Origin of the sequence: Rhodoferax ferrireducens (assembly GCF_031458075.1) — a bacterium.
Lineage (GTDB): Bacteria > Pseudomonadota > Gammaproteobacteria > Burkholderiales > Burkholderiaceae_C > Rhodoferax_B > Rhodoferax_B ferrireducens_A.
The window spans coordinates 320,768-341,737 of the sequence record NZ_JAVDXT010000003.1 but is presented as its reverse complement, the minus strand read 5'-3'; the positions used below and the strand labels follow the sequence as shown (position 1 = coordinate 341,737).

Below are 20,970 nucleotides of genomic sequence, written 5' to 3'. Positions count from 1 at the left end.
TCAGTCTTCGGAAGGTTTTTCGGCTTGGCGGGCGGCTTGTTCGCGGGCCAGGACATCGGCCAAGGCGCCATCCAGGATGCGCGGGGCCAGGATGTCGTAGTCCAGCAGCACGTCGAGCAGCGGGCCCTCGGCGATGTCGTCCTGGCGGCGCAGGATGAAGCCGTGGCGCTCCAGCAGCTTGAGGTTGCCGTCGAGCCGGGTCTTTTTGCCGAGCTGCGGGCCGTAGTCTTCTAGCAAGGCTTTGTACGACAGCACCGGGCTCACATCGCGCACCGGTGGCAGCGGCTTGCTGCTGGCGAACATCTCGTTCTGCGGCTCGGCCACCGGGGCGCGGCTGGTCTGGCGTTCGCGCTTAGGCAGGATGATCAGCGACCACAGCACCACCAGCAGGGCCACGCCGTCGCGCGGCAGCTCCAGGTTGTTGTTGGCGTTCAGGCCGGCCTCGCCCATCACGCTGGTTTGCGCGGCGGGCAGCAGGGCCAGGCTGACGTGCTCGGCATAGATGTTGTCCATCCAGCGCAGGCCGATGTCGGCCAGGCGCTGCTCGGTCTGGGCAAACAGTTCGGCATTCACCAGCGCGCGCTTCACACGCGGATGGGTGCGCGGCAGGCTGCGGCGGGCCAGCAGCTCGGCGACTAACAGGGCGGCTTCGTCCATGGCTTATTCGCTTTTTTCAGGGGTTGCGGTGGACAGCAATTGGCCGGCGCTGACGCCGGCCAGGGTCGGATGGTCCAGGGTCAGGAAGTCGGTGCTCCATTCGACACGCCAGGGTTGGCGTGCCAGGTCGCCGGTGGCTCCGGGCAGCAGGCAGGCCTGGGCGTCGCCCAGGAGCGGCAGCAGCTGGGCCTTGTAGGCGACTTCGGCATAGGCCGCGTCCTGTGGCATATCGCCCAGCAGCGCGTCGACTGCGGTGCGCGGGCTGGGGGTGTCGGTATGCCAGGCGGCCAGCAGTTCGGACAGATCGGCCAGTGCCTGCGGCAAGGCCACGGCGCTGAGTTCGCCGACCGGCGCGACCTGGGATTCGGGCAGGGCATCGGGCAGGCTGGCCGTGGGGCGGTCGCGTTCAAATTCGGCTTCGGTCACATCGAGCAATTCATGGGGGGCCAGCGCGACCAGTCCCACCGGGTGGGACAGCGCGTCTTTCAGCAGGTGTTCAGGGCTGGCCAGGGTTTGCAGCCAGCGTTTCACGTCGGTGCTGGTGATGCCGGTGGTGCCCAGGGTTACGCGCTCGCGGTCGACCTGCTGCAGCGCGCGGTTGAACTGGCTGGCCATGGCCAGCAGGCGGCTCTGCGCCTGGCCGAGGGCCCGGGCAGCCCGCTCCATGGTCACATGGCCGTGGGCGTGGCCGATGATGGCGGTGATGGCGGTGGAGGCCTTGTCGATCAGCCGGGCGGCGCGGTCGTAGCGTTTGCGGGCCTCGCGCAGGCGGAATTCGGAACCGCTGGCAATCGCGTCCTCGAATTCGGCGTGCAGGCGGCCCAGCTGGGCTTGCAGCATTTGCACCTGGGCGGCGTCCAGGGTGCCGAGCTGGTCGGCACCCACGACCTGGCCGAGCAGGCTGGCCAGGTCGCCGTCTTCGCCGTCGCCGGGGGGGGCGGTGTTGAGTACGCCGAGCACGCCGGCCAGTTGCTGGGCCAGCGGCGTCAGGCTGGTGCGGCGCTGGGTTTCGTCCCACAGCAGCAGGCCGGTGTCGCGGAAGCGTTTGAACACGGTTTCCAGCGCTTCGGGGCGCACGGCGTGGAACAACTCATTCAGTTCATCGCGGTTCAGGCTGGCTTCGCTCTGGCCCAGCAGGCCCATGAAGACCCAGAGCCGCAGCCGCACCAGGCCGGACGGGCCGTGGAACAGGCCGCGCAGCGCGTCGACCAGCGCGCCCTGCGCGTCGATGCGCCAGGCGGTGATGGATTCGCTGGCGAAGTCGGCGTCGCGGAAGTAATCCGACAGCCGGGTGTCGCTGTCGGTGGGGAGTAAATCGTCCATGGCTAGAACTGGAGTTGGGCCAGGGCGACCAGCGGGGCGGTTTCGGCCCGCAGCACGCGGTTCGCCAAGGTCACGGGGCGGAAGCCGCGGGCGATGGCGGCATCTTCTTCGGCCGGGCTGAGTCCGCCTTCGGGGCCGCTGAGGAAATGGAGGGGGCCGCTGGCGGGAGCGGCGGCCAGCAAGGGCCGGCTGCCGCTGCGTAAAGACAGCAGCAAGGCGGATTCGGCCGGGGCCGAGGCCACCCAGTCGGCAAAGCTGCGTACGGGGAAGACATCGGGGACGCGGTTCCGGCCCGACTGCTCGCAGGCGGCGACGCCGACCGCATGCCAGTGGGCGCGCTTCTTGTCGGCACGCTCGCCGTTCAGGCGCAGCACGCTGCGCTCGGTCACCAGCGGCTGGATGCTGGCCACGCCGAGCTCGGCGGCTTTTTCGACCAGCCAGTCCATGCGCTCATTGGCCGGCATGCCCAGCACCAGGTGCACGGCGCGCGCGGCTTCGCGCTCCACCGGGTCGTGGCTGGCGACGGTCACGGTCACATCGCTGCGGCCCATGCGGTCGATCACCGCTTCAAATTCGCCGCCCTGGCCATTGAACAGCGTGATGCTCTGGCCGGGCTGCATGCGCAGCACCTGCACGTGGCGGGCGGGGCCGGCGGGTAAATCGAGAACGGCCCCGGTAGCCAAAGGGGCGGGGCAGTAAAAACGGGGCATACAGGTAATTGCTATTGTTTATGTAGCTGTAAGGCTTTGTTGTATATGCGGAAACTGCCATTTTTAATGGCAGGTTCAGGCGCAAGAAGCTGGCGCAAGAGCTTGGTGTGGGCAAGTGCCCCTCAGACCCAGAGGTCTGGCTTTGCAGCGGCTTGCGTATTCTTGAGAGGGGGCAATTATGCGGTTTCCCGGTGTGGCGCTGGCGCAGCCCTCGTTCATGCCACCTCGGAATGGGCCTTCGCGCGTGCGGCGACGCCATGCCGCGGCAGCAGCACCTTGAAGGTGGCGCCTTGTCCGGGCTCGCTTCTCACTTCGATCCGTCCGCCATGCCGGCTGATGATGCCGTAAGAGATGGAGAGACCCAGGCCGGTGCCGGTGCCAACGGGCTTGGTGGTGAAGAAGGGGTCGAAGATACGGTCCAGATTTTCAGGTGGGATGCCGTTGCCCGTGTCCTGTATTTCTACCCAGACGTTCTCGTCGTCCAGGCCGGTGCGCAAGGTAATGTGGCCATGCTCTTCGATGGCCTGCCCGGCGTTGATCAGCAGATTCATGAACACCTGGTTGATTTGCGAGGGGATGCACTCGATTTCCGGGATGTTGCCGTATTCCTTGACCACCTCGGCCTTGTCCTTGAGCGCGCTCCCCACGACGTTCAGGGTGCTGTCCAGGCCGGATTCCAGGTTGGCCCACTGCTTGTCGGTCTCGTCCACGTGGGAAAAGTCCCGCAGGTCCTGCACGATGCGTTTGACGCGCTGCAAGCCGCTCATGGATTCGGCCAATAGACTGCTTACGTCTTCACGCAGGTAGACGATGTCGATCTGCTGCTTCAGTTCACGCATGGCCTGCTGGGTTGCCGGGCTCATTTCTTTTTCGCCCTGCTCGTACGCGGCCAGGGTTTTGAACAGGTCTTCCACATAGCCCTGCAAGGTGCCCAGGTTCGAGTTCACAAAAGCAACGGGATTGTTGATTTCGTGCGCCACGCCGGCCGCCAGCTGGCCGATGGAGGCCAGCTTTTCCGACTGCAGCAACTGGCTGTGGGCCTCTGCGAGTTTATGGATGAGCTCTTCTTGCCGGGTTTTTTCGACCAGCAAGGCGGCGTTGGCCAGGGCCAGCTGTTGGCGGTCTTCCTGGAACTGCTCGACGGCGCGGGCCATGGCTCCAATCTCGTCGCTTCCCTGTACCGGAACCACAAAATGCCCCTCGCCCACCTCGGTTTTGCGCAGGCTCTTGCTGACCAATTGCAGGCGCGCCAGCACATGTTTGCCGAGAAAGCTTTGCGCCACCAGCCATGCCAGCAGCAAGCTGGCCGACAGTAAAACCGTGACCCAACGCTGGTTTTTCTGCGAGGTTTCCGCCAGTGCGAGCATGGCGTCCCGGTAGTCCTGGGTGACGCGGTCGGACTGCGCCTGGGTCGTCTCTACCATCAGCCCGGCCTGTTCGCGCAGTTCTGTGTGGAACTGCTGGTTTGCCTCGGCACCACCTTGGGCAGGCGCGGCGGCTTGCAAGTCGCTTTCTCGCAGTTGCCCGACGATGTTCACGGTATTGCGAAACAACTGGCTGGACTGGTGCAGGTCGAGCACACCAAGATCTTCGTCGGCAGCAGCGAGACGGTCTATGGTGCGGTCGAACACTTCCAGTTGCTTGAGGATGTCGGTATAGCTCTCGCGCATGGCGTCGACGGATGCAGCCGTGGCCAATTGGTAGGCCTCACGCTCGATGAGCAAGGTGCGGCGGACGAGGTCTTGCGCGTCCTGCATCTGCACCAGGCGCTTTTCGGCCAGCAGCTGGGTGGCATCCGTGTTGACACGCAAGGCATACACGGCAGTTACGCCGCCAGCCAAGACCAGCAGCGCCAGTGCCGAAAGGGCCAGTATGAACTGGTTGCGCAGAGACCGGGGTAGCCGCAAGTGCATATTCAGCAATGAATTCCTGCGTGTGTTCTTAACGTTTCCAGATGCGTCGGTAGATGTTGCGGTAGCCGTTGTCGGGATCGTATTGGCGTTGGGCGCCGCCATCGAAAGCGATGTTGTCGACGGTAACCAGATGCACGGGAACGATGTAGCCGCTGACCGGCTGGCGGGCCAGCAGGCGATTCAATTCGTCCACCAGTTGCCAGCCGTGGAGATTCAGCGGCTCGGAAACCGTGCCGGTCTGGAACGTGCCCGCCCGGATGCGCAGGAAGGCGGCGGCGCTGCCATCGCCGGCGGAAAGCATGTTGACGCTTTTGCTGGATTTGCCGGCATGGGTCAGTTCTGGCGCGGCATAGTCAAAGTAGATGTCATTGATGGCCAGCGCATGCGTCCACTGCGTGCCATAGCGTTTGAGCAGGTCTTGCGTCGCGGCAGGCATCAATTCGGCACTTTTGGAAATCGCCACGTCCTTGATTTCCAGCAAGCGACAGCCCTTGCAGGCACGTATGACATCCGCCATGGCGTTGGACTTGGCCATGGCAATTTCGAAGTTGCTGTCGGTGAAGACCACTACACCCGCCCGCCCCTCGGACGCGACCACCGCCGCCATGGCCGTGATACGCGCCACATCCAGTGGGTTGGTGGACACGTTCATGGCGATCGGACTGCCGACAATCGGGCCGGCGTTGGGGCCGACGTGCCAGCCCACCATGGGCACTTTACGTTCTTCAAATGGGGCCAGCTGGGCTTGAATTTCTTTGACATCGATGCCGACCAGGATGACGCCGTCCGGTTTCAAAGCCAGCGCTGTGGCAAGAGCCTTGGCGCGCCCTGCAGGCGTTCCTCCCGCGTCGTAAATCTTGGTGTTCCAGCCGATCGTTTTGGCGGCTTCCTGGATGCCCTTGCCGACACCGAGAATTCCGCCATTGCGCAGATCTTCACTGACTATTGCCACCGTGGCGCCCGCGTATGCCGCAGGACCAGATTCGGGGCCGTTCCAGGGAGCGCCGTGCTTGCTCGCATCGGCGACCACCTGTCGCATGGCGTCCAGGCTCAGCTCCACAGCTACGGCTGGCTTGCTGGGTGGAGGGGCTGGCTGTGCGTATCCCGGAAGTGCCAGCACCAGGCAGAAACCTAAGACCGAATACATCCGGGTACCGTATGCCATGGGGGACGCTCCGTGAGAAATTGCTGCCTCTTTATACATGCGAATCGCCAAAGTCACCATGCATAAAGTGGCGCCGAGCCGAGTGGCGACCTACATCCTTCCGTAAGCAAAACCCGTAGTTGCCTGTGTGCCTTCGATCTTGTCGACCAGGTGCAGCAACGGCTTCAGCTCGCGGTAGCGGCCGGCGGTGGCGCGGATGTAGGCGATGAAGCGCGGCGTGTCGGCCAGGTACTTGGGCTTGCCGTCGCGCAGGGTCAGGCGGGCGAAGATGCCGGCGACCTTCAGATGCCGCTGCAGGCCCATCCATTCGACGCTGCGGTAGAAGGCGCCAAAGTCGTCGCCCACCGGCAGGCCGGCCTTGCGCGCGCGCTCCCAGTAGCGGATGGTGATGTCCAGCACAAAGTCTTCTTCCCAGCTGTGGAAGGCGTCGCGCAGCAGGCTGGCGATGTCGTAGGTGATGGGGCCGTAGAGCGCGTCCTGGAAATCCAACACACCGAGTTTGTCGGCGCCGACCATCAGGTTTCTAGGCATGAAGTCGCGGTGCACGTAGACGCTGGGGGCTTCCAGGTTGTTGGCGACGATCTGGGCGAATACCGATGCCAGCGTGGCGCGCTGGCTGTCGTCCAGGGTGATGCCGCGGTGCTGGGCCACGTACCAGTCGGGGAACAAGGCCAGTTCGCGCTGCAGCACGGCAGCATCGTAGGCCGGCAGCACGCCGGGCTGGGACGCGCGTTGCCAGGTGATCAGCGTGTCCACCGCCTGGTGGTACAGGCCGGTGTTGGCCAGCGGTGTCTCGGGCTGCAGTACGTCGAGCATGGTTTGCGTGCCCAGGTCGGTGAGCAGCATGAAGCCGTTCGGCTCATCCCAGGCCAGCACTTCGGGAGCGCGCAGGCCAGCCTGGGCCATCAGCGTGGCGACCTGGGCGAAGGCCTGGCAGTTCTCCTTGTCGGGCGGGGCGTCCATGGCGATGCAGCTGCCGGTGGCGGTTTGCAAGCGGAAGTAACGCCGGAAACCGGCATCGGCCGCCGCCAGGTGCAGGCTGTCCAGCTGCAGCTGGTGGGGGGCGGCGAGCCCGTTCAACCAGGCGTGGAAGGCCGTTGCGCGCTGGGCGTCAGCCCAGACGATGGGGGTGGATGGCGAAGAAGTTGCCGCGGACGGCGAGGGGGAGTGAGGGCTCATGGATAATCCATTCTACAAATCCGGGTTGGCTGGATCACGGACCCGCCGCTTTGTACAACCCCTTCGCCTGACTGAGTCACCTCTTTGATGCCTGAATTCCAGCGCAGCTTTCGCCGTAGCCGCTTCACCCTGACGCCGGTGGCCTTTGTCGCCATCGCGCTGCTGCCGTTCGCCTTGCACGCCCAGGGCGCCCCAGAAATGGACCCACCGCTGGTGCTCAAGTCCAGCCCCTTGCTGCAGGAGCAGATCCCGCAGGCCATGCGCGACCAGATGCCGACCTTCTTTTCGGGCGACCATACCCTGGGCCGGCCCGATCTGGACACGGTGATCGAGGGCAATGCGGTGATGCGCAAGGGCGATATGGTGGTCAAGGCCGACCGGGTGGAGTACTACCAGCCCGACGACTTGCTCAAGGCCCGTGGCAATGTGCACATTAACAGCGCCGGCAATATCTACGAAGGCCCGACGCTGCAGCTCAAGGTGGATGCGTTCGAGGGCTTCTTCGACCAGCCGCGCTACCAGATCCTGAAAAACGGGGCCTATGGCGAAGCCAGCCGCGCCGATTTCATCGACGACAAGCGCGTGGTGCTGCACAACGCTACCTACAGTACCTGCCGCCGCCAGCCTGGCCCGGACTGGCTGCCCGACTGGATCCTGAAAGCCACCTCGATCAGCATCGATACCGAAGAAGAGGTGGGCGTGGCCGATGGCGCGGTGCTGCGCTTCAAGGACGTGCCCATCATGGCCTTCCCGGCCATGGACTTTCCACTGTCGGAGAAGCGCAAATCGGGATTTTTGCCGCCGACCATCGGCCTGGACAGCACCAACGGCGCCGAGCTGACGGTGCCTTATTATTGGAACATCGCGCCGAATCGGGATGCGACCTTGTTTCCGACCGTGATGAGCAAGCGCGGCGTCGATTTCGGGGGCGAATTCCGCTATCTGGAACCCGACTACCGTGGCACGCTGCGCGCCAATTACATGCCCGACGACAAGCTGCGCGACAGCTCGCGCTGGGGCTACGCTTTTACGCATACCGGAACGATTGATTCCGGCTTGTCGGGTGTCGGTAAGCTGGGCCTGAACCTGAACCTGAACCGGGTCAGTGACGACAATTACTGGACCGACTTTACGCAAACCTCGTCCACGCTGACCCAGCGTCTGCTGTCCAACGACGCTACGCTGTCTTGGGCCCGGGGTAATTTTTCGACCAGCGTGCGCACTCTCAAGTGGCAAACCATACAGAGCATCAGCTCGCCCATCGTGCCGCCCTACGACCGTCTGCCCCAGCTGACGGCGCGTTACGCCCGCTATGACCTGCCGGGCGGCCTGGATGCCTCGGTGGACGGCGACTACACCGAGTTTTCCGCCGACCGCAGCCTGACGCTGCAGCCGAACGCCAAGCGGGCCTTTGTGCTCGGCCAGATCAGCCGTCCCTGGGTGGCGCCTGGCTGGTTCCTCACGCCCAAAGTGCAGCTGCATGCGACCCGGTACACATTTGACGAAGCGTTGGTCAATGGCGCCACCACCGCCGATCGCACGGTGCCGACCTTCAGCTTGGATAGCGGTCTGATTTTCGAGCGCGACGCCAGTTTCTGGGGCAAGGCGCTGCGCCAGACCTTGGAGCCGCGGGCCTTCTATGTCAGAACCCCGTACCGCAACCAGAGCAATCTGCCGATTTACGACACGGGCGCGAACGACTTCAACTTTGCCACGGTGTTTACCGAGAACGCGTTTTCCGGCAATGACCGGATTTCCGACAGCAATCTGCTGACCCTGGGCCTGACCACCCGCTTCCTGGAGCCCGATACCGGTGCCGAACTGGCCCGCTTCGGCATTGCCCAGCGCCTGCGCTTTGCGGACCAGAACGTCACCCTGCCTGGCGGCACGCCGGTGTCGGATCGGCTCAGCGATGTGCTGGTCGGCGCACAGCTGAACTGGGACCCGCGCTGGAGTTTCGACTCCACGGTGCAGTACAACCCCAAGACCGGCCGTTCCGAGCGTTCGACCGTCGGCGGACGCTGGAACCCGGGCAATTACCGCGTGATCAGTGCCAACTACCGCTACCAGCGTGGCACCAGCGAACAGATCGACATCGGCTGGCAATGGCCGCTGAGCGCGCCATGGGGCGACGCAGAGCCTAGTGCCGGCCGCTGGTACAGCGTGGGCCGCATGAACTACAGCATGCAGGACCGCAAGATGGTGGATGCGGTGCTGGGCTTTGAATACGATGCGGGTTGCTGGCTGGGCCGGGTGGTCCTGAGCCGGACCCAAACCAGTACCTCCACCGCAAGCCAGAAAATCGCGTTCCAGCTGGAGTTTGTCGGCTTCACCCGCCTGGGTGTGGGCACCAACCCCTTGTCGGTCCTGAAAGAAAACATCCCCCGCTACCAGTACTTGCGTGAACAGATTTCCACCCCCAGCCGCTTCAGCCAGTACGACTAGCCTTTACGTTCTTCCAATATGTCCCCTACCCGTACCATGAGCCACCGAATTTCTCGCATGACGCTGCTGGGCTTGGCGGCGCTGACGGCCTTGACCGTCTCCGCCCAGGGCCTGCGCCCCACGTCTCCTTCCGGCACCGGCCTGGCGGGCATGGGGGCTCCGCGTGCGGCAGATCCTCAGCGCCAGGCGGACTTCATCGTTGCCGTGGTCAATTCCGAGCCCATCACCAACAACGAGGTGCGTACCCGGGTGCTGCGGGCAATGCAGCAAATGGCGCAGCAGGGCAACCCGTCCACCGACACCGGCGCGGTGGCGCGCCAGGTGCTGGAACGCCTGATCATCGAAAAAGCCCAGCTCCAGCTGGCCCGCGAATCCGGCATCAAGGTGGACGATGCCACGGTAGACGGCGCCGAATTGAATGTGGCACGGCAGAACCAGATGGACGTGCCTGAGTTGCGCAAGCGCATGGCCCAGGACGGCATGGTGCCCGCCCAGTTCCGCGAAGAGCTGCGCAACCAGCTGCTGATCACCCGTTTGCGCGACCGCGAAATCGATGCCCGCCAGCGCATCAGCGATTCCGATGTCGACCAGTACCTGCGTGACCAGCAGGCGAACACCGATATGTCGGCGCTAGAGCTGAACCTGGGCATGGTGCTGGTCGCCGTACCCGAGAACGCCACCCCCGCGCAAGTCGCCACACTGCAGGCCAAGGCCGAGAGCGTGCGCGCCAAGGCCGTGGCCGGTGCCGATTTTGCGGCCCTGGCGCGCGAGCAGTCCGACGCACCAGATCGCAGCAATGGCGGTACCTTGGGGCTGCGCTCGGCTGACCGCTATCCCGAATTGTTTGTCGATGGCACCCGGGGCCTTGAGGTCGGTGGTATCAGCGCCGTGCTGCGCTCTGGCGCCGGCTTCCACGTGCTCAAGGTGCTGGACAAGCGCCAGGGCGGCGTGGCCACCACGGTGCAGCAGCAGCACGCACGGCATATCTTGCTGCGCACCGGCCCGCGCCTGACCGAGGCTGCGGCTGTTGAGCGGCTGGCGGATTTCAAGCGCCGGATCCAGAACAAGCAGGCGGATTTTGCCCAGTTGGCGAAAGAGAATTCGGTGGACGGCAGCGCCAGCCAGGGCGGTGACCTGGGTTGGTCCAGCCCCGGCCAGTTCGTGCCCGAGTTCGAAGAGGTCTTGAACAATCTGGAACCGGGCCAGATCGCCGACCCGCTGGTGTCGCGCTTTGGCGTGCACCTGGTGCAGCTCCTGGAACGCCGCGAAGCCACGCTGACCGAGCGCGAGCGGCGCGAGATTGCGCGCGGCATCGTGCGCGAGAAAAAGCTCGACGAAGCCTATGCGCGCTGGATCCAGGACCTGCGTTCGCGGGCCTACGTCGAATTCCGCGAAGCGCCCCAGTGAAACACATCCCGCGCAAGCGTTTTGGCCAGCATTTCCTGTCCGACCGCGGCATCATCGATGCCATCGTCGATGCCATCAATCCGCAGCCCGGCGACCGCATGCTGGAGATCGGCCCGGGCCTGGCCGCCCTGACCCAGCCGCTGGTGGAGCGCCTGGGCCACCTCACCGTGGTCGAGCTGGACCGGGATCTGGCGCAGCGCCTGCGCCAGCATCCCCAGCTCACGGTGGTCGAGTCTGATGTATTAAAAGTCGACTTTACGCAGCTGCAGGCTGCACAAGCAGCTACGGATTCCATAGCATCGACGTTCAAGAAGCTGCGCGTGGTGGGCAACCTGCCATACAACATCTCCACGCCCATCCTGTTCCATCTGCTGGACGCGGTGGCGGTGGTGGAAGACCAGCATTTCATGCTGCAAAAAGAGGTCATAGACCGCATGGTGGCGCGGCCATCCACCGCCGCCTATGGCCGCTTGAGCGTAATGCTGCAATGGCGTTATGCGATGGAAAACGTGCTGTTCGTGCCGCCCGAGTCCTTTGACCCGCCGCCGCGCGTAGACAGCGCCGTGGTGCGCATGCTGCCGCGCACCGATCCGGCGGCCGTGGATGTGAAGCTGCTGAGTGAGATCGTCCAGGTGGCGTTCAGCCAGCGCCGCAAGATCATGCGCCACACCCTGGGCAAGTGGTTGACCGACAAGGGCTTTGCCGGCACCTTCGACGTGCAGCGCCGGGCCGAGGAAGTGCCGGTGGACGAGTACATCGCCCTGGCCTTGGTAGTGACTGCCGCCCAAATGTAAAAAAGCCCGTCCAAGGACGGGCTTTTTGTTGGGAGGTGCGCAGCTCAGATTTAAGCGGCGGCCAACCAGTATCCCGCGTTAAAGGGGCTGCTCATGCGCAGCGCCAATGGGGATACATCTACCAGTTTGTCGGTTGGCATCTTTTCGCCAGACTCCAACTCAATGCCCGAGACGGCATCGCTGCCTGCCTCGTTCGCCCGTTCTGCTTGGCTGTTTTGTGCAGAACGGGCTACAGAAAAGAATAGAAGCATCGGAACGGAATCTTCCTGTCCCCCCAGTAGTCGGCAGCTTCGCGGAAGATGTCGAGCAGCTGCTCGCGCGCTTCCTTGTCGAACTTGGCGTGCGCAGGGATTTGCTCCAGAACCACCACAAAACCAGGCTGCGGGCCCGATTTGTGCAATGGATCGGTCATGCAGTCGTACAGCGCGTCGAAGTTCTTGCCGAAGTGGGTCGGAAAAGTGAACTGCTGGGCGATCATGTCCAGCACGTCCTGTTTGCTCTGGGCATTGGCCAGGTTGGCGTACAGGAAATGCTGGCCCAGGCCCAGGGCGGCGTCTTGCAGATCCTGCACCCGGAAGGCGCGTATGGACTGCACGATATTGGTTCTAACGTTGCGAAGAGGCATATCCGTCTCCGCTTTCTTTTCAATCATCTAATTTACCCCGGCTTCAAAATTCTGTGGAACCAGACCCTTACAACTCATTCGACGATCTGGCGAAAACTAGCGTAGTGGTCACTGGTATAAAAACAAGCATCTGGCGTTCTGGGACGTCCACCGCAAACAATTCTTTGGGCGCCCCGGTGGCGTACACCCACCGTTTTCACGGTGTATTCGCGGTAGTAGCCGCGCTGCTGGGAAGGCAAAATACGTTCACGGTTGCCAAACACCGTACCATCCTTATCAAAAGGAAATGGCCCACCTTGCTGGATCAGCAAGTAGGTGGCACGCCCTTGTACAGGTAGCTCGGCAACCCGGATGGCCTGCAAATTGCTTGGCTCGGTGGATTGACGCGCATACCCCAAAGGGGTGCACAGTACCGATGCGGCCCCTATCAGCAATGCAATTAGATGCCTGCGGGTAATGGGGTGTGCGTTCGGGAACATGGTGAATGCGGCTTCTGCGAACTTCGGGTTAACCCGAAAATTTCAAGGCGCTAGTGTGCCGCATGTACCCTGAAAAAGCAAGAGGCTGCCCAAAAAATGAGCAGCCTCTGCAGGGTTTTGGCGCCAATAAGTTAGTACTTGCTGGCGAATTTGGGCTTATCGCACCACGTTGGCGTCGGCCACGGTCAAAGCCGTCATGTTTACAATTCTTCGCACCGTGGCGCTGGCGGTCAGAATGTGTACAGGTTTGGCAGCACCGAGCAGCACCGGGCCGATGGCGATGTTGCCACCAGCTGCGGTTTTCAGCAGGTTGTAGGAAATATTCGCCGCATCGATATTTGGAAACACCAGCAAATTGGCGCTGCCGGTGAGCGGGCTGTGCGGCATGGCGGCAGCGCGCGCGGCGGCGTCCAGTGCCATGTCTCCGTGGATTTCACCGTCCACTTCCAGCCAGGGGGCCTCGGTTTTCAGCAATTCCAGCACCCGGCGCATCTTTACCGCGGTCGGCTGGTTGCTTTGGCCGTAGTTGCTGTGGGATAGCAGCGCGGCCTTGGGCTTGAGGCCGAAGCGCATCATTTCCTCGGCGGCCATGACGGTGATTTCCGTCAGCTCTTCGGCCGTGGGGTCGTAGTTGACATGGGTGTCCACCAGGAATACCTGGCGGCCCGGCAGCATCAAGCCGTTCATGCAGGCATACACCGGCACATCTTGCGGGGTGCTGTCACAGCCGCCAGCGCGTTTGCCGATTACCTGGTCGATGTAGTGCAGGTGGATGGAGGTGTGGCCCCAGGTGCCGCAGATCATGCCGTCGACTTCGCCCTTGTGCAGCAGCATGCTGCCAATCAGGGTCAGCCGGCGACGCATCTCGATCTTGGCCATTTGTGCCGTCACGCCCTTGCGTTCGGTCATGCGGTGGTAGGTCTGCCAGAAATCGCGGTAGCGGTGGTCTTGCTCGACGTTCACCACGTCGTAGTCCAGCTCTTCGCGCAGACGCAGGCCGAATTTCTTGATCCGCTCGGCGATCACGGCCGGACGGCCGATCAGAGTCGGGCGGGCTAGGCCTTCGTCGACCACGATCTGGGTAGCGCGCAGCACGCGTTCTTCTTCGCCTTCGGCGTAGCAGACACGCTTCTTGGCCGCATTCTTGGCCGCGTCATAGATTGGTTTCATCGTCGTGCCGGAGGCGTAGACGAAGTTTTGCAGGCGGTCGCGGTAGGCATCCATGTCCTGGATGGGGCGCAGCGCCACGCCGCTGTCGGCGGCAGCCTGGGCCACAGCCGGGGCGATCTTGATCATCAGGCGCGGGTCGAACGGCTTGGGGATCAGGTATTCGGGACCGAAGGCCAGTTGCTCACCCGCGTAGGCGGCAGCCACCACTTCGCTCTGCTCGGCCTGGGCCAGCTCGGCAATTGCGTGCACCGCGGCAATTTCCATCTCCAGCGTGATGGTGGATGCACCTGCGTCCAGCGCACCGCGGAAGATGTAGGGGAAGCACAGGACGTTGTTGACCTGGTTCGGGTAGTCGGTGCGGCCGGTGGCGATGATGGCATCGCTGCGTACCGACTTCACGTCTTCGGGCGAGATTTCGGGGTTCGGATTGGCCAGCGCCAGAATCAGCGGCTTGGCGGCCATCTTGGCCACCATGTCTTTTTTCAGCACGCCACCGGCCGACAGGCCGAGAAACACGTCGGCGCCTTCGATGATTTCGCCCAGGGTGCGGGCCGAAGTCTTTTGGGCATAGACGATCTTGTCTTCGTCCATCAGTTCGGTTCGGCCTTCATAGACCACGCCGGCCAGATCGGTGACATAAATGTTTTCGCGTCGGATACCCAGCTTGACCAGCAGGCCCAGGCAGGCCAGAGCCGCAGCGCCAGCGCCAGAGGTGACCAGCTTGACGTCTTTCGGGTCTTTGCCCACGACTTTCAGGCCGTTCAGAATCGCTGCGCCCACGCAGATGGCTGTGCCATGCTGGTCGTCGTGGAACACCGGAATCTTCATGCGCTCGCGCAGCTTGCGCTCGACGTAGAAGCAATCGGGGGCCTTGATGTCTTCCAGGTTGATGCCGCCGAAGGTCGGTTCCAGCGAGGCAATGATGTCGACCAGCTTGTCGAGATCATGTTTCTCGTCGATCTCCAGGTCGAACACGTCGATGCCGGCGAACTTCTTGAACAGCACGCCCTTGCCCTCCATCACCGGCTTGGAAGCCAGCGGGCCGATATCGCCCAGGCCCAGCACGGCCGTGCCGTTGGTGATCACCGCGACCAGGTTGCCCCGGCTGGTGTATTTGAAGGCGTTGTTCGGGTCTTTGACGATCTCTTCGCATGGCGCGGCCACACCGGGCGAGTACGCCAGGGCCAGGTCATGCTGGTTGACCAGCTGTTTGGTCGCCGCGATGGCGATCTTGCCGGGCGTGGGGAACTCGTGGTATTCGAGGGCAGCGCGACGCAGCTCGGCGCGTTTTTCTTCGGCGTTAGCCGTGGGGTTGCTCATCTGGCGTGTCTCCTGCCATGGCCGCCGACCGGAAACGCGCCGGGCAGCCACTGTGTCAAAGGGACTGCGATTGTAGGGTCCGCCCAAAGGCGGCACCCGTAGGGGGTTTTGCTTACGCCAGAATTACGCGAAGCGCGTAGAGGTGGGCGCTCGGCCGGCAATGTGGCGGAAGGTGATACGGCCCTTGGACAAATCGTAAGGCGACAGTTCCAGCGACACATGGTCACCGGCCAGGATGCGGATGTGGTTCTTGCGCATCTTGCCCGCGGTGTAGGCAATCAGTACGTGGCCGTTTTCCAGCGTCACGCGAAAGCGCGAGTCGGGCAGCACTTCGGACACAAGGCCCTTCATTTCGATCAGTTCTTCTTTTGCCATGGATAAATTCCTTGAGAATTGGACAGTATGTAAGTAACTTTTAGGCGTTTTTAGGCGTGCGCGGCGCTCGGATTGGCGTGGCGCGCGCGCACCCACTGCAAACCTTGCTCAACTGCGTATTGTGTCGCGGTTGTGGCATCGTCGAACAGGGCCACGAAACGCATGACACGGTCGTGCGAGCCATTACGGATCGACACGGAGGAGCCAAAACGACCATCGGCCTGTTCACGGGTCAGCGGCGAGAGCAAATATTTGCCGGCAGCAATCGAATTATTTTTATTCATTATGGAAAACAAGGCGGCCTTACTAATGGGCGCGCCAGAAATACGTCTTGTCACACTGCGGGTTTTAGACAGGCTTCCGATGGAATTGCACTGGAGGCAGGTCTTGCGCAGCACCCGGTGGGGAGGGGTTTTGCGCGCAAAGCACTTGGAGCCCTGGGTCCGCACAGCATGACAGGGTGCGGACAAACTCGGGGGTGCAGGCTCGGCGTGGTGGTGCGATGTGTTGGGTTGCATCGCGGAGCTCCATGGCGAAGCCCATCTACCGAGATCATTATTATAGCGTAGAGCCGTAAAAGCTGCTTAATCCCGCATCAGGGCCTCGATCGCGTCCGGATCCACCGGCACGCCGCGGCTGATCAGTTCGCAGCCGGTGGCCGTGACGATGGCGTCGTCCTCGATGCGGATGCCGATGTTGTGGAAGGCCTCGGGTACGCCCGGGCCGGGGCGCACATAGATGCCGGGCTCGATGGTCAGCGCCATGCCGGGCTGCAGGATGCGACTCGGCCGGTTGGTGATGGTTTCGCCGCTCAGCGGGTCCTTGCGCTGGCTGCTGGCGCCGATCTCCGACTGCTCCACATAGCTGCCGCAGTCGTGTACGTCCATGCCGATCCAGTGGCCGGTGCGGTGCATATAGTAGGCAAAGTAGGCGCGGCTGGCGATCACGTCGTCCACGGTGCCGACCTTGTTCTTGTCCAGCAAGCCTACGTCCAGCATGCCCTGGGCCAGCACTTTCACGGTGGCGTCATGCGGATCGGTGAAGCGGGCGCCGGGCTTGGTGGCGGCGACGGCCGCATCCTGGCTGGCCAGCACCAGCTCGTACAGCGTGCGCTGCGGGCCGCTGAACTTGCCGTTGGCCGGGAAGGTGCGGGTGATGTCGCTGGCGTAGCCGTCCAGCTCGCAACCCGCGTCGATCAGCACCAGCTCGCCGTTGCGCACCGGGGCCTTGTCGGCGCGGTAGTGCAGCACGCAGGCATTCGCGCCCGCAGCGACGATGGAGCCGTAGGCCGGGTACTGCGAGCCCTGGCGGCGGAATTCGTGCAGCAGTTCGGCGTCCAGGTGGTACTCAAACACGTCCTGGCCGGCGCGCAGCATGCGGGCCGACAGCTGCATGGCGCGGATGTGGGCGCCGGCGCTGATCTGTGCGGCGCGGCGCATCGTGTCCTGCTCGCTGGCGTCTTTGAACATGCGCATCTCGTCCAGCACGCTGCACAGGTCGCGCTGGGTATCCGGGCACAGGGCGCCGTAGCGGACCCGCGCGCGCACCTTGTTCAACCAGCCATCGATACGGCCTTCCAGCCCCTTGTGGGTGGCGAACGGCGTCCACACAGCGCTGCGGTTTTCCAGCAGGCGCGGCAGCTGGGTGTCCAGGTCTGCTACAGAATATGCAGCATCTACCGCAAGCACTGCGGGTGCTGCGTCCGGTCCGAGCCGGAAACCGTCCCAGATTTCGCGCTCCAGATCTTTTGGTGCGCAGAACAGGGTGGACTGGCCTTCGCCGGTCACCACCAGCCAGGCATTCGGCTCGGTGAAGCCGCTCAGGTAGTAGAAATAGCTGTCGGCACGGTACAGAAAGTCGCTGTCGCGGTTGCGCTGCTGCTCGGGCGCGGTGGGAACGATGGCGATGCCGCCGGGACCGATTTCACGGGCCAGTTGGGCGCGGCGTTGGGCGTAGATGTGGGTGCTCATGGTGTGTCGCTTCAGTGGAGTTCGGCCAGTTGTTCGGGGGTGCCCACGTTGTGCCAGGGGCCGTCAAAACGGGATGCGGTGATGCGCTGCTGGCGTATCGCGTCAAACAGCAGCGGGCCTAGCGCGGCCTTGCTGCCCAGGGGCACGGCGCGGCACAGTTCGGCGCGCACCAGGGCCAGGCTGCTATAGGTCCAGCGCTGGCCGTCGGGGCCGGGGCCGTCCAGCGCCAGACCGTTGTCGGCAATGCCGAAGTCGCCGCGCGGGTGGTAGGGCGGGTTCGGCACCATCCACAGCTGGGCCAGGGCGCTGCTGCGGGCGAAGTCATTGGCGGCGCTGGCCTCATAGCGGAAGCTTGGCGCATAAATATCGCCGGCCACCACCCAGAAAGCATCTCCCAGCTGCGGCAACGCCTTGCGGATGCCACCGGCGGTTTCCAGTGCTCCGCCGTGGTCGCGGCCTTCCATGGAATAGCTGATCCGTAGGCCCCAGCGCGAGCCATCGCCCAGCGCGGCGGGGATCTGCTCTTCCAGCCAGGCGGTGTTGATGACGACGTAGCGCACACCAGCTGCCGCCAGCGCTTCCAGGTGCCAGACGATCAGCGGTTTGCCTTGTACGGGCAACAGCGGCTTGGGCGTGTGGTCGGTCAGCGGGCGCATGCGCTCGCCGCGGCCTGCGGCGAGCACGATGGCATGGGTAATCAGGGGGTGGGCGGGCATGGTGTGGATTATCGGGCGGGTCATGCTACGGCTGCATTTGCTATTGAATAAATAGCTGCTGCCGCAGATGGTTATTGCGCTAGCGGCCTAAAAGGCTTAAACCTTGGGTGTGGTGTCTGAGGCCGGTACACCCAGCACGCCCCAGCTTTCCTTGGGTGGCTCGGTCAGCACCACCAACACGTCCAGCGGCGCAATGCCGAGTGTGCCCAAGCGCTGCACGATGCCCTGGTACAGCGTGCGCTTGGCATCGATGCTGCGGCCGGGGAACATCATCACCTCGACCAGGGTGTAGTTTTCGGTCTTGCCGGGGGCCACCCAGAAGTGCTCGGGGCGGTGCTCGATATAGCGCACCTGGCGGTCGTCTTCCGGCACTTTCAGGGCTTCGCGCATGGACAGGTAGACCGCCTCCATCAACGCGGCAACTTCGGCAGCAGGACGGCTGCGGCGGACTTCAATTTTGGCAAGCGGCATGGCGGTTATGGGGGTGTGGGCGAGGGGTTGTCTATTGTGCTGTCTTTGCCGCACCCGCTCCGGGTTACCAGGGCAGCACAAGGCGCAAGGTGTCAGCCCCGTAAAATAACGGGCTTACCAGAATATCCACCCCGAACTTTCTCCGGAGCTGACCTCGATGGCCGACACCCCCCTGAACGAAAACACCCCCGAAGTGGCGGTTCTTCCTGCTGCGGCTCCGGCTGCTGCAAAGCCCACCACCGCCATGGCCAACGCCATCCGCGCGCTGGCCATGGACGCGGTGCAACAGGCCAACTCCGGCCACCCCGGCGCGCCCATGGGCATGGCCGACATGGCTGTCGCCCTGTGGGACGAGCACCTGCAGCACAACCCCAAGAACCCGAACTGGCTGAACCGCGACCGCTTCATCCTGTCCAACGGCCACGGCTCCATGCTGCTGTACGCGCTGCTGCACCTGACCGGCTACAAGCTGCCAATAGCTGAGCTGAAGAACTTCCGCCAGCTGCACAGCAAGACCCCAGGCCACCCCGAATTCGGCTACACGCCTGGTGTGGAAACCACCACCGGCCCGCTGGGCCAAGGCATCACCAATGCCGTTGGCTTTGCCCTGGCGGAGAAGCTGCTGGCGCAAGAGTTCAACCGCGAAGGCCATGCCATCGTCGACCACCACACCTACGCCTTCCTGGGCGACGGTTGCCTGATGGAAGGCATCAGCCACGAAGCCGCCGCTCTGGCCGGCGCCTGGAAGCTGAACAAGCTGGTCGCCCTGTACGACGACAACGGCATCTCCATCGACGGCCAGGTCGCCCCCTGGTTCATCGACAACAGCGCCCTGCGTTTTGTGGCCTACGGCTGGAACGTGCTGGGCCCGATCGACGGACACGACACCGCCGCCGTATCGCAAGCCATCGCCGATGCCAAGAAGTCGGCCGACAAGCCCACGCTAATCATCTGCAAGACGCACATCGGCAAGGGCAGTCCGAACCGCGCCAACACCTCCAAGGCCCACGGCGAACCGCTGGGCGCCGAGGAAATCAAGCTGACCCGCGAAGTGCTGAACTGGCCTTACGCCCCGTTCACCATCCCCAAGGACATCGCTGCCGCCTGGGACGCCAAGAGCGCCGGCGCCGCCCGCGAAGCCGCCTGGAACACCCAGTTCGCTGCCTACAAGGCCGCCTTCCCCGCCGAAGCCAAGGAACTGCTGCGCCGCATGAAGGGCGATCTGCCAAAGAACTTTGCCCAGACTGCTGTGGACACCGTCATCGGCGCCCACACCAAGGGCGAAACCGTGGCCTCCCGCAAGGCATCGCAGCTGGCGCTGGAAGCCTTCACCGCAGCCCTGCCTGAACTGCTGGGCGGTTCGGCCGATTTGACCGGTTCCAACCTGACCAACACCAAGAGCACGCCGAATCTGCGTTTCGACAGCCACACCGGCGTCGGCAACGGTGGCCGCCACATCAACTACGGCGTGCGCGAATTCGGCATGGCCGCCATCATGAACGGCGTGGCCCTGCACGGTGGCTTCATTCCCTACGGCGGCACCTTCCTGACCTTCAGCGACTACAGCCGCAATGCCATCCGCATGGCCGCGCTGATGAAGCTGCGCGTGGTCCACGTGTTCACCCACGACTCCATCGGTCTGGGCGAAGACGGCCCGACGCACCAGTCGGTCGAGCACGCCGCCAGCCTGCGTTTGATCCCGAACCTGGACGTCTGGCGTCCGGGCGACACGGCCGAAACCGCCGTGGCCTGGGCCGTGGCCTTGGAAAACAAGAACCGTCCTTCGGCCCTGTTGCTGAGCCGCCAGAACATCGCCTACGCCGCCAAGGCGGATCTGGGCGAGATCAGCCGTGGTGCCTATGTGCTGTCCGAACCCGCAGCCGTTGGCATCAAGAAGAAGGCCCAGGCCGTCATCATCGCCACCGGCTCCGAAGTGCAATTGGCAATCGCTGCCCAAGCCCTGCTTGCTACCAAAGGCATAGCTGTCCGCGTAGTCTCTATGCCCAGCAACACGGTATTTGACCGCCAATCCGAAGCCTACAAAACCGAAGTGCTGCCGGCCAATCTGCCCCGCATCGCTGTCGAAATGGGCGTTACCGACGGCTGGTGGAAATACGGCTGCGCAGCCGTGGTCGGCCTGGACACCTACGGCGAATCGGCCCCCGCACCAGTGCTGTTCAAGCACTTCGGCTTCACCTCCGAGAACGTGGCGATGACGGTCGAAAAAGTCCTGCGTAAGAAGAAGTAAACG

At 63.5% G+C, this 20,970-nt stretch carries 18 protein-coding genes; 4 read left to right on the top strand and 14 right to left on the bottom strand.

All coding sequences use genetic code 11. From position 1 onward, the window contains the following. The 6 genes from J2X19_RS16995 to J2X19_RS16970 form a co-directional block, all read right to left on the bottom strand. Positions 1-657: a hypothetical protein gene (locus J2X19_RS16995; protein WP_310375008.1), complete on the bottom strand. Its 657-nt coding sequence runs from the start codon at positions 655-657 to the stop codon at positions 1-3. 3 nt (positions 658-660) lie between these two features. Next, positions 661-1,980: an efflux RND transporter periplasmic adaptor subunit gene (locus J2X19_RS16990; protein WP_116607725.1), complete on the bottom strand. Its 1,320-nt coding sequence runs from the start codon at positions 1,978-1,980 to the stop codon at positions 661-663. A gap of 2 nt (positions 1,981-1,982) precedes the next feature. After that, positions 1,983-2,690: a 16S rRNA (uracil(1498)-N(3))-methyltransferase gene (locus J2X19_RS16985; protein ID WP_310375007.1), complete on the bottom strand. Its 708-nt coding sequence runs from the start codon at positions 2,688-2,690 to the stop codon at positions 1,983-1,985. A gap of 215 nt (positions 2,691-2,905) precedes the next feature. Next, positions 2,906-4,603, bottom strand: a complete 1,698-nt coding sequence (locus tag J2X19_RS16980) for an ATP-binding protein (protein WP_310375006.1) — start codon at positions 4,601-4,603, stop codon at positions 2,906-2,908. A 28-nt stretch (positions 4,604-4,631) separates the two neighbouring features. Next, positions 4,632-5,768 (bottom strand): substrate-binding domain-containing protein, encoded by a 1,137-nt coding sequence (locus tag J2X19_RS16975; protein ID WP_310375005.1) that lies wholly within the window; start codon positions 5,766-5,768, stop codon positions 4,632-4,634. Between the two features lie 90 nt (positions 5,769-5,858). Beyond that, positions 5,859-6,947: an aminoglycoside phosphotransferase family protein gene (locus J2X19_RS16970; protein WP_310375004.1), complete on the bottom strand. Its 1,089-nt coding sequence runs from the start codon at positions 6,945-6,947 to the stop codon at positions 5,859-5,861. 87 nt (positions 6,948-7,034) lie between these two features. On the opposite strand from J2X19_RS16970, the gene J2X19_RS16965 reads away from it, so the two are divergent. The 3 genes from J2X19_RS16965 to rsmA are packed head-to-tail and all read left to right on the top strand — an operon-like array spanning position 7,035 to position 11,593. After that, positions 7,035-9,392: an LPS-assembly protein LptD gene (locus tag J2X19_RS16965; RefSeq protein WP_310375352.1), complete on the top strand. Its 2,358-nt coding sequence runs from the start codon at positions 7,035-7,037 to the stop codon at positions 9,390-9,392. Between the two features lie 18 nt (positions 9,393-9,410). Beyond that, positions 9,411-10,799 (top strand): peptidylprolyl isomerase, encoded by a 1,389-nt coding sequence (locus tag J2X19_RS16960; protein ID WP_405048676.1) that lies wholly within the window; start codon positions 9,411-9,413, stop codon positions 10,797-10,799. Continuing rightward, positions 10,796-11,593: a 16S rRNA (adenine(1518)-N(6)/adenine(1519)-N(6))-dimethyltransferase RsmA gene (gene rsmA / locus J2X19_RS16955; protein WP_310375003.1), complete on the top strand. Its 798-nt coding sequence runs from the start codon at positions 10,796-10,798 to the stop codon at positions 11,591-11,593. The genes J2X19_RS16960 and rsmA overlap by 4 nt, the downstream gene beginning before the upstream one ends. Before the next feature lie 229 nt (positions 11,594-11,822). On the opposite strand, the gene J2X19_RS16950 is transcribed toward rsmA, so the two are convergent. The 8 genes from J2X19_RS16950 to J2X19_RS16915 form a co-directional block, all read right to left on the bottom strand. Continuing rightward, a complete protein-coding gene (locus J2X19_RS16950) occupies positions 11,823-12,218 on the bottom strand; it encodes a barstar family protein (RefSeq protein WP_369821586.1) in 396 nt (131 codons plus the stop codon). A gap of 74 nt (positions 12,219-12,292) precedes the next feature. Then, positions 12,293-12,697, bottom strand: a complete 405-nt coding sequence (locus J2X19_RS16945) for a guanyl-specific ribonuclease (protein ID WP_310375002.1) — start codon at positions 12,695-12,697, stop codon at positions 12,293-12,295. Between the two features lie 156 nt (positions 12,698-12,853). Further along, positions 12,854-15,187, bottom strand: a complete 2,334-nt coding sequence (locus tag J2X19_RS16940) for an NADP-dependent malic enzyme (RefSeq protein ID WP_116607734.1) — start codon at positions 15,185-15,187, stop codon at positions 12,854-12,856. Positions 15,188-15,310: 123 nt separating this feature from the next. After that, on the bottom strand, positions 15,311-15,562 hold the full coding sequence (gene infA, locus J2X19_RS16935) for a translation initiation factor IF-1 (RefSeq protein WP_092757223.1): 252 nt from the start codon (positions 15,560-15,562) through the stop codon (positions 15,311-15,313). A gap of 50 nt (positions 15,563-15,612) precedes the next feature. After that, positions 15,613-15,960 carry a hypothetical protein gene (locus J2X19_RS16930; protein WP_310375001.1) on the bottom strand — a complete coding sequence of 116 codons (348 nt, stop codon included), beginning with the start codon at positions 15,958-15,960 and terminating at the stop codon, positions 15,613-15,615. Between the two features lie 186 nt (positions 15,961-16,146). Further along, positions 16,147-17,532, bottom strand: coding sequence for an aminopeptidase P N-terminal domain-containing protein (locus tag J2X19_RS16925; protein ID WP_310375000.1), 1,386 nt, complete (start codon positions 17,530-17,532; stop codon positions 16,147-16,149). Between the two features lie 11 nt (positions 17,533-17,543). After that, positions 17,544-18,248, bottom strand: a complete 705-nt coding sequence (gene murU / locus J2X19_RS16920; protein WP_310374999.1) for an N-acetylmuramate alpha-1-phosphate uridylyltransferase MurU — start codon at positions 18,246-18,248, stop codon at positions 17,544-17,546. A 96-nt stretch (positions 18,249-18,344) separates the two neighbouring features. Beyond that, positions 18,345-18,719: a tautomerase family protein gene (locus J2X19_RS16915; protein ID WP_310374998.1), complete on the bottom strand. Its 375-nt coding sequence runs from the start codon at positions 18,717-18,719 to the stop codon at positions 18,345-18,347. Positions 18,720-18,963: 244 nt separating this feature from the next. Here J2X19_RS16915 and tkt point away from each other — a divergent pair, with 244 nt between their 5' ends. After that, positions 18,964-20,967 carry a transketolase gene (tkt, locus tag J2X19_RS16910; RefSeq protein ID WP_310375348.1) on the top strand — a complete coding sequence of 668 codons (2,004 nt, stop codon included), beginning with the start codon at positions 18,964-18,966 and terminating at the stop codon, positions 20,965-20,967. Positions 20,968-20,970: the final 3 nt, after the last annotated feature.

Excerpts from the sequence above, each read along its gene's own strand:
- J2X19_RS16995 (WP_310375008.1), bottom strand. The coding sequence starts at position 657 with ATGGACGAAGCCGCCCTGTTAGTCGCCGAGCTGCTGGCCCGCCGCAGC.
- J2X19_RS16990 (WP_116607725.1), bottom strand. The coding sequence starts at position 1,980 with ATGGACGATTTACTCCCCACCGACAGCGACACCCGGCTGTCGGATTAC.
- J2X19_RS16985 (WP_310375007.1), bottom strand. The coding sequence starts at position 2,690 with ATGCCCCGTTTTTACTGCCCCGCCCCTTTGGCTACCGGGGCCGTTCTC.
- J2X19_RS16980 (WP_310375006.1), bottom strand. The coding sequence starts at position 4,603 with ATGCACTTGCGGCTACCCCGGTCTCTGCGCAACCAGTTCATACTGGCC.
- J2X19_RS16975 (WP_310375005.1), bottom strand. The coding sequence starts at position 5,768 with ATGGCATACGGTACCCGGATGTATTCGGTCTTAGGTTTCTGCCTGGTG.
- J2X19_RS16970 (WP_310375004.1), bottom strand. The coding sequence starts at position 6,947 with ATGAGCCCTCACTCCCCCTCGCCGTCCGCGGCAACTTCTTCGCCATCC.
- J2X19_RS16965 (WP_310375352.1), top strand. The coding sequence starts at position 7,035 with ATGCCTGAATTCCAGCGCAGCTTTCGCCGTAGCCGCTTCACCCTGACG.
- J2X19_RS16960 (WP_405048676.1), top strand. The coding sequence starts at position 9,411 with ATGTCCCCTACCCGTACCATGAGCCACCGAATTTCTCGCATGACGCTG.
- J2X19_RS16950 (WP_369821586.1), bottom strand. The coding sequence starts at position 12,218 with ATGCCTCTTCGCAACGTTAGAACCAATATCGTGCAGTCCATACGCGCC.
- J2X19_RS16945 (WP_310375002.1), bottom strand. The coding sequence starts at position 12,697 with ATGTTCCCGAACGCACACCCCATTACCCGCAGGCATCTAATTGCATTG.
- J2X19_RS16940 (WP_116607734.1), bottom strand. The coding sequence starts at position 15,187 with ATGAGCAACCCCACGGCTAACGCCGAAGAAAAACGCGCCGAGCTGCGT.
- infA (WP_092757223.1), bottom strand. The coding sequence starts at position 15,562 with ATGGCAAAAGAAGAACTGATCGAAATGAAGGGCCTTGTGTCCGAAGTG.
- J2X19_RS16925 (WP_310375000.1), bottom strand. The coding sequence starts at position 17,532 with ATGAGCACCCACATCTACGCCCAACGCCGCGCCCAACTGGCCCGTGAA.
- murU (WP_310374999.1), bottom strand. The coding sequence starts at position 18,248 with ATGCCCGCCCACCCCCTGATTACCCATGCCATCGTGCTCGCCGCAGGC.
- J2X19_RS16915 (WP_310374998.1), bottom strand. The coding sequence starts at position 18,719 with ATGCCGCTTGCCAAAATTGAAGTCCGCCGCAGCCGTCCTGCTGCCGAA.
- tkt (WP_310375348.1), top strand. The coding sequence starts at position 18,964 with ATGGCCAACGCCATCCGCGCGCTGGCCATGGACGCGGTGCAACAGGCC.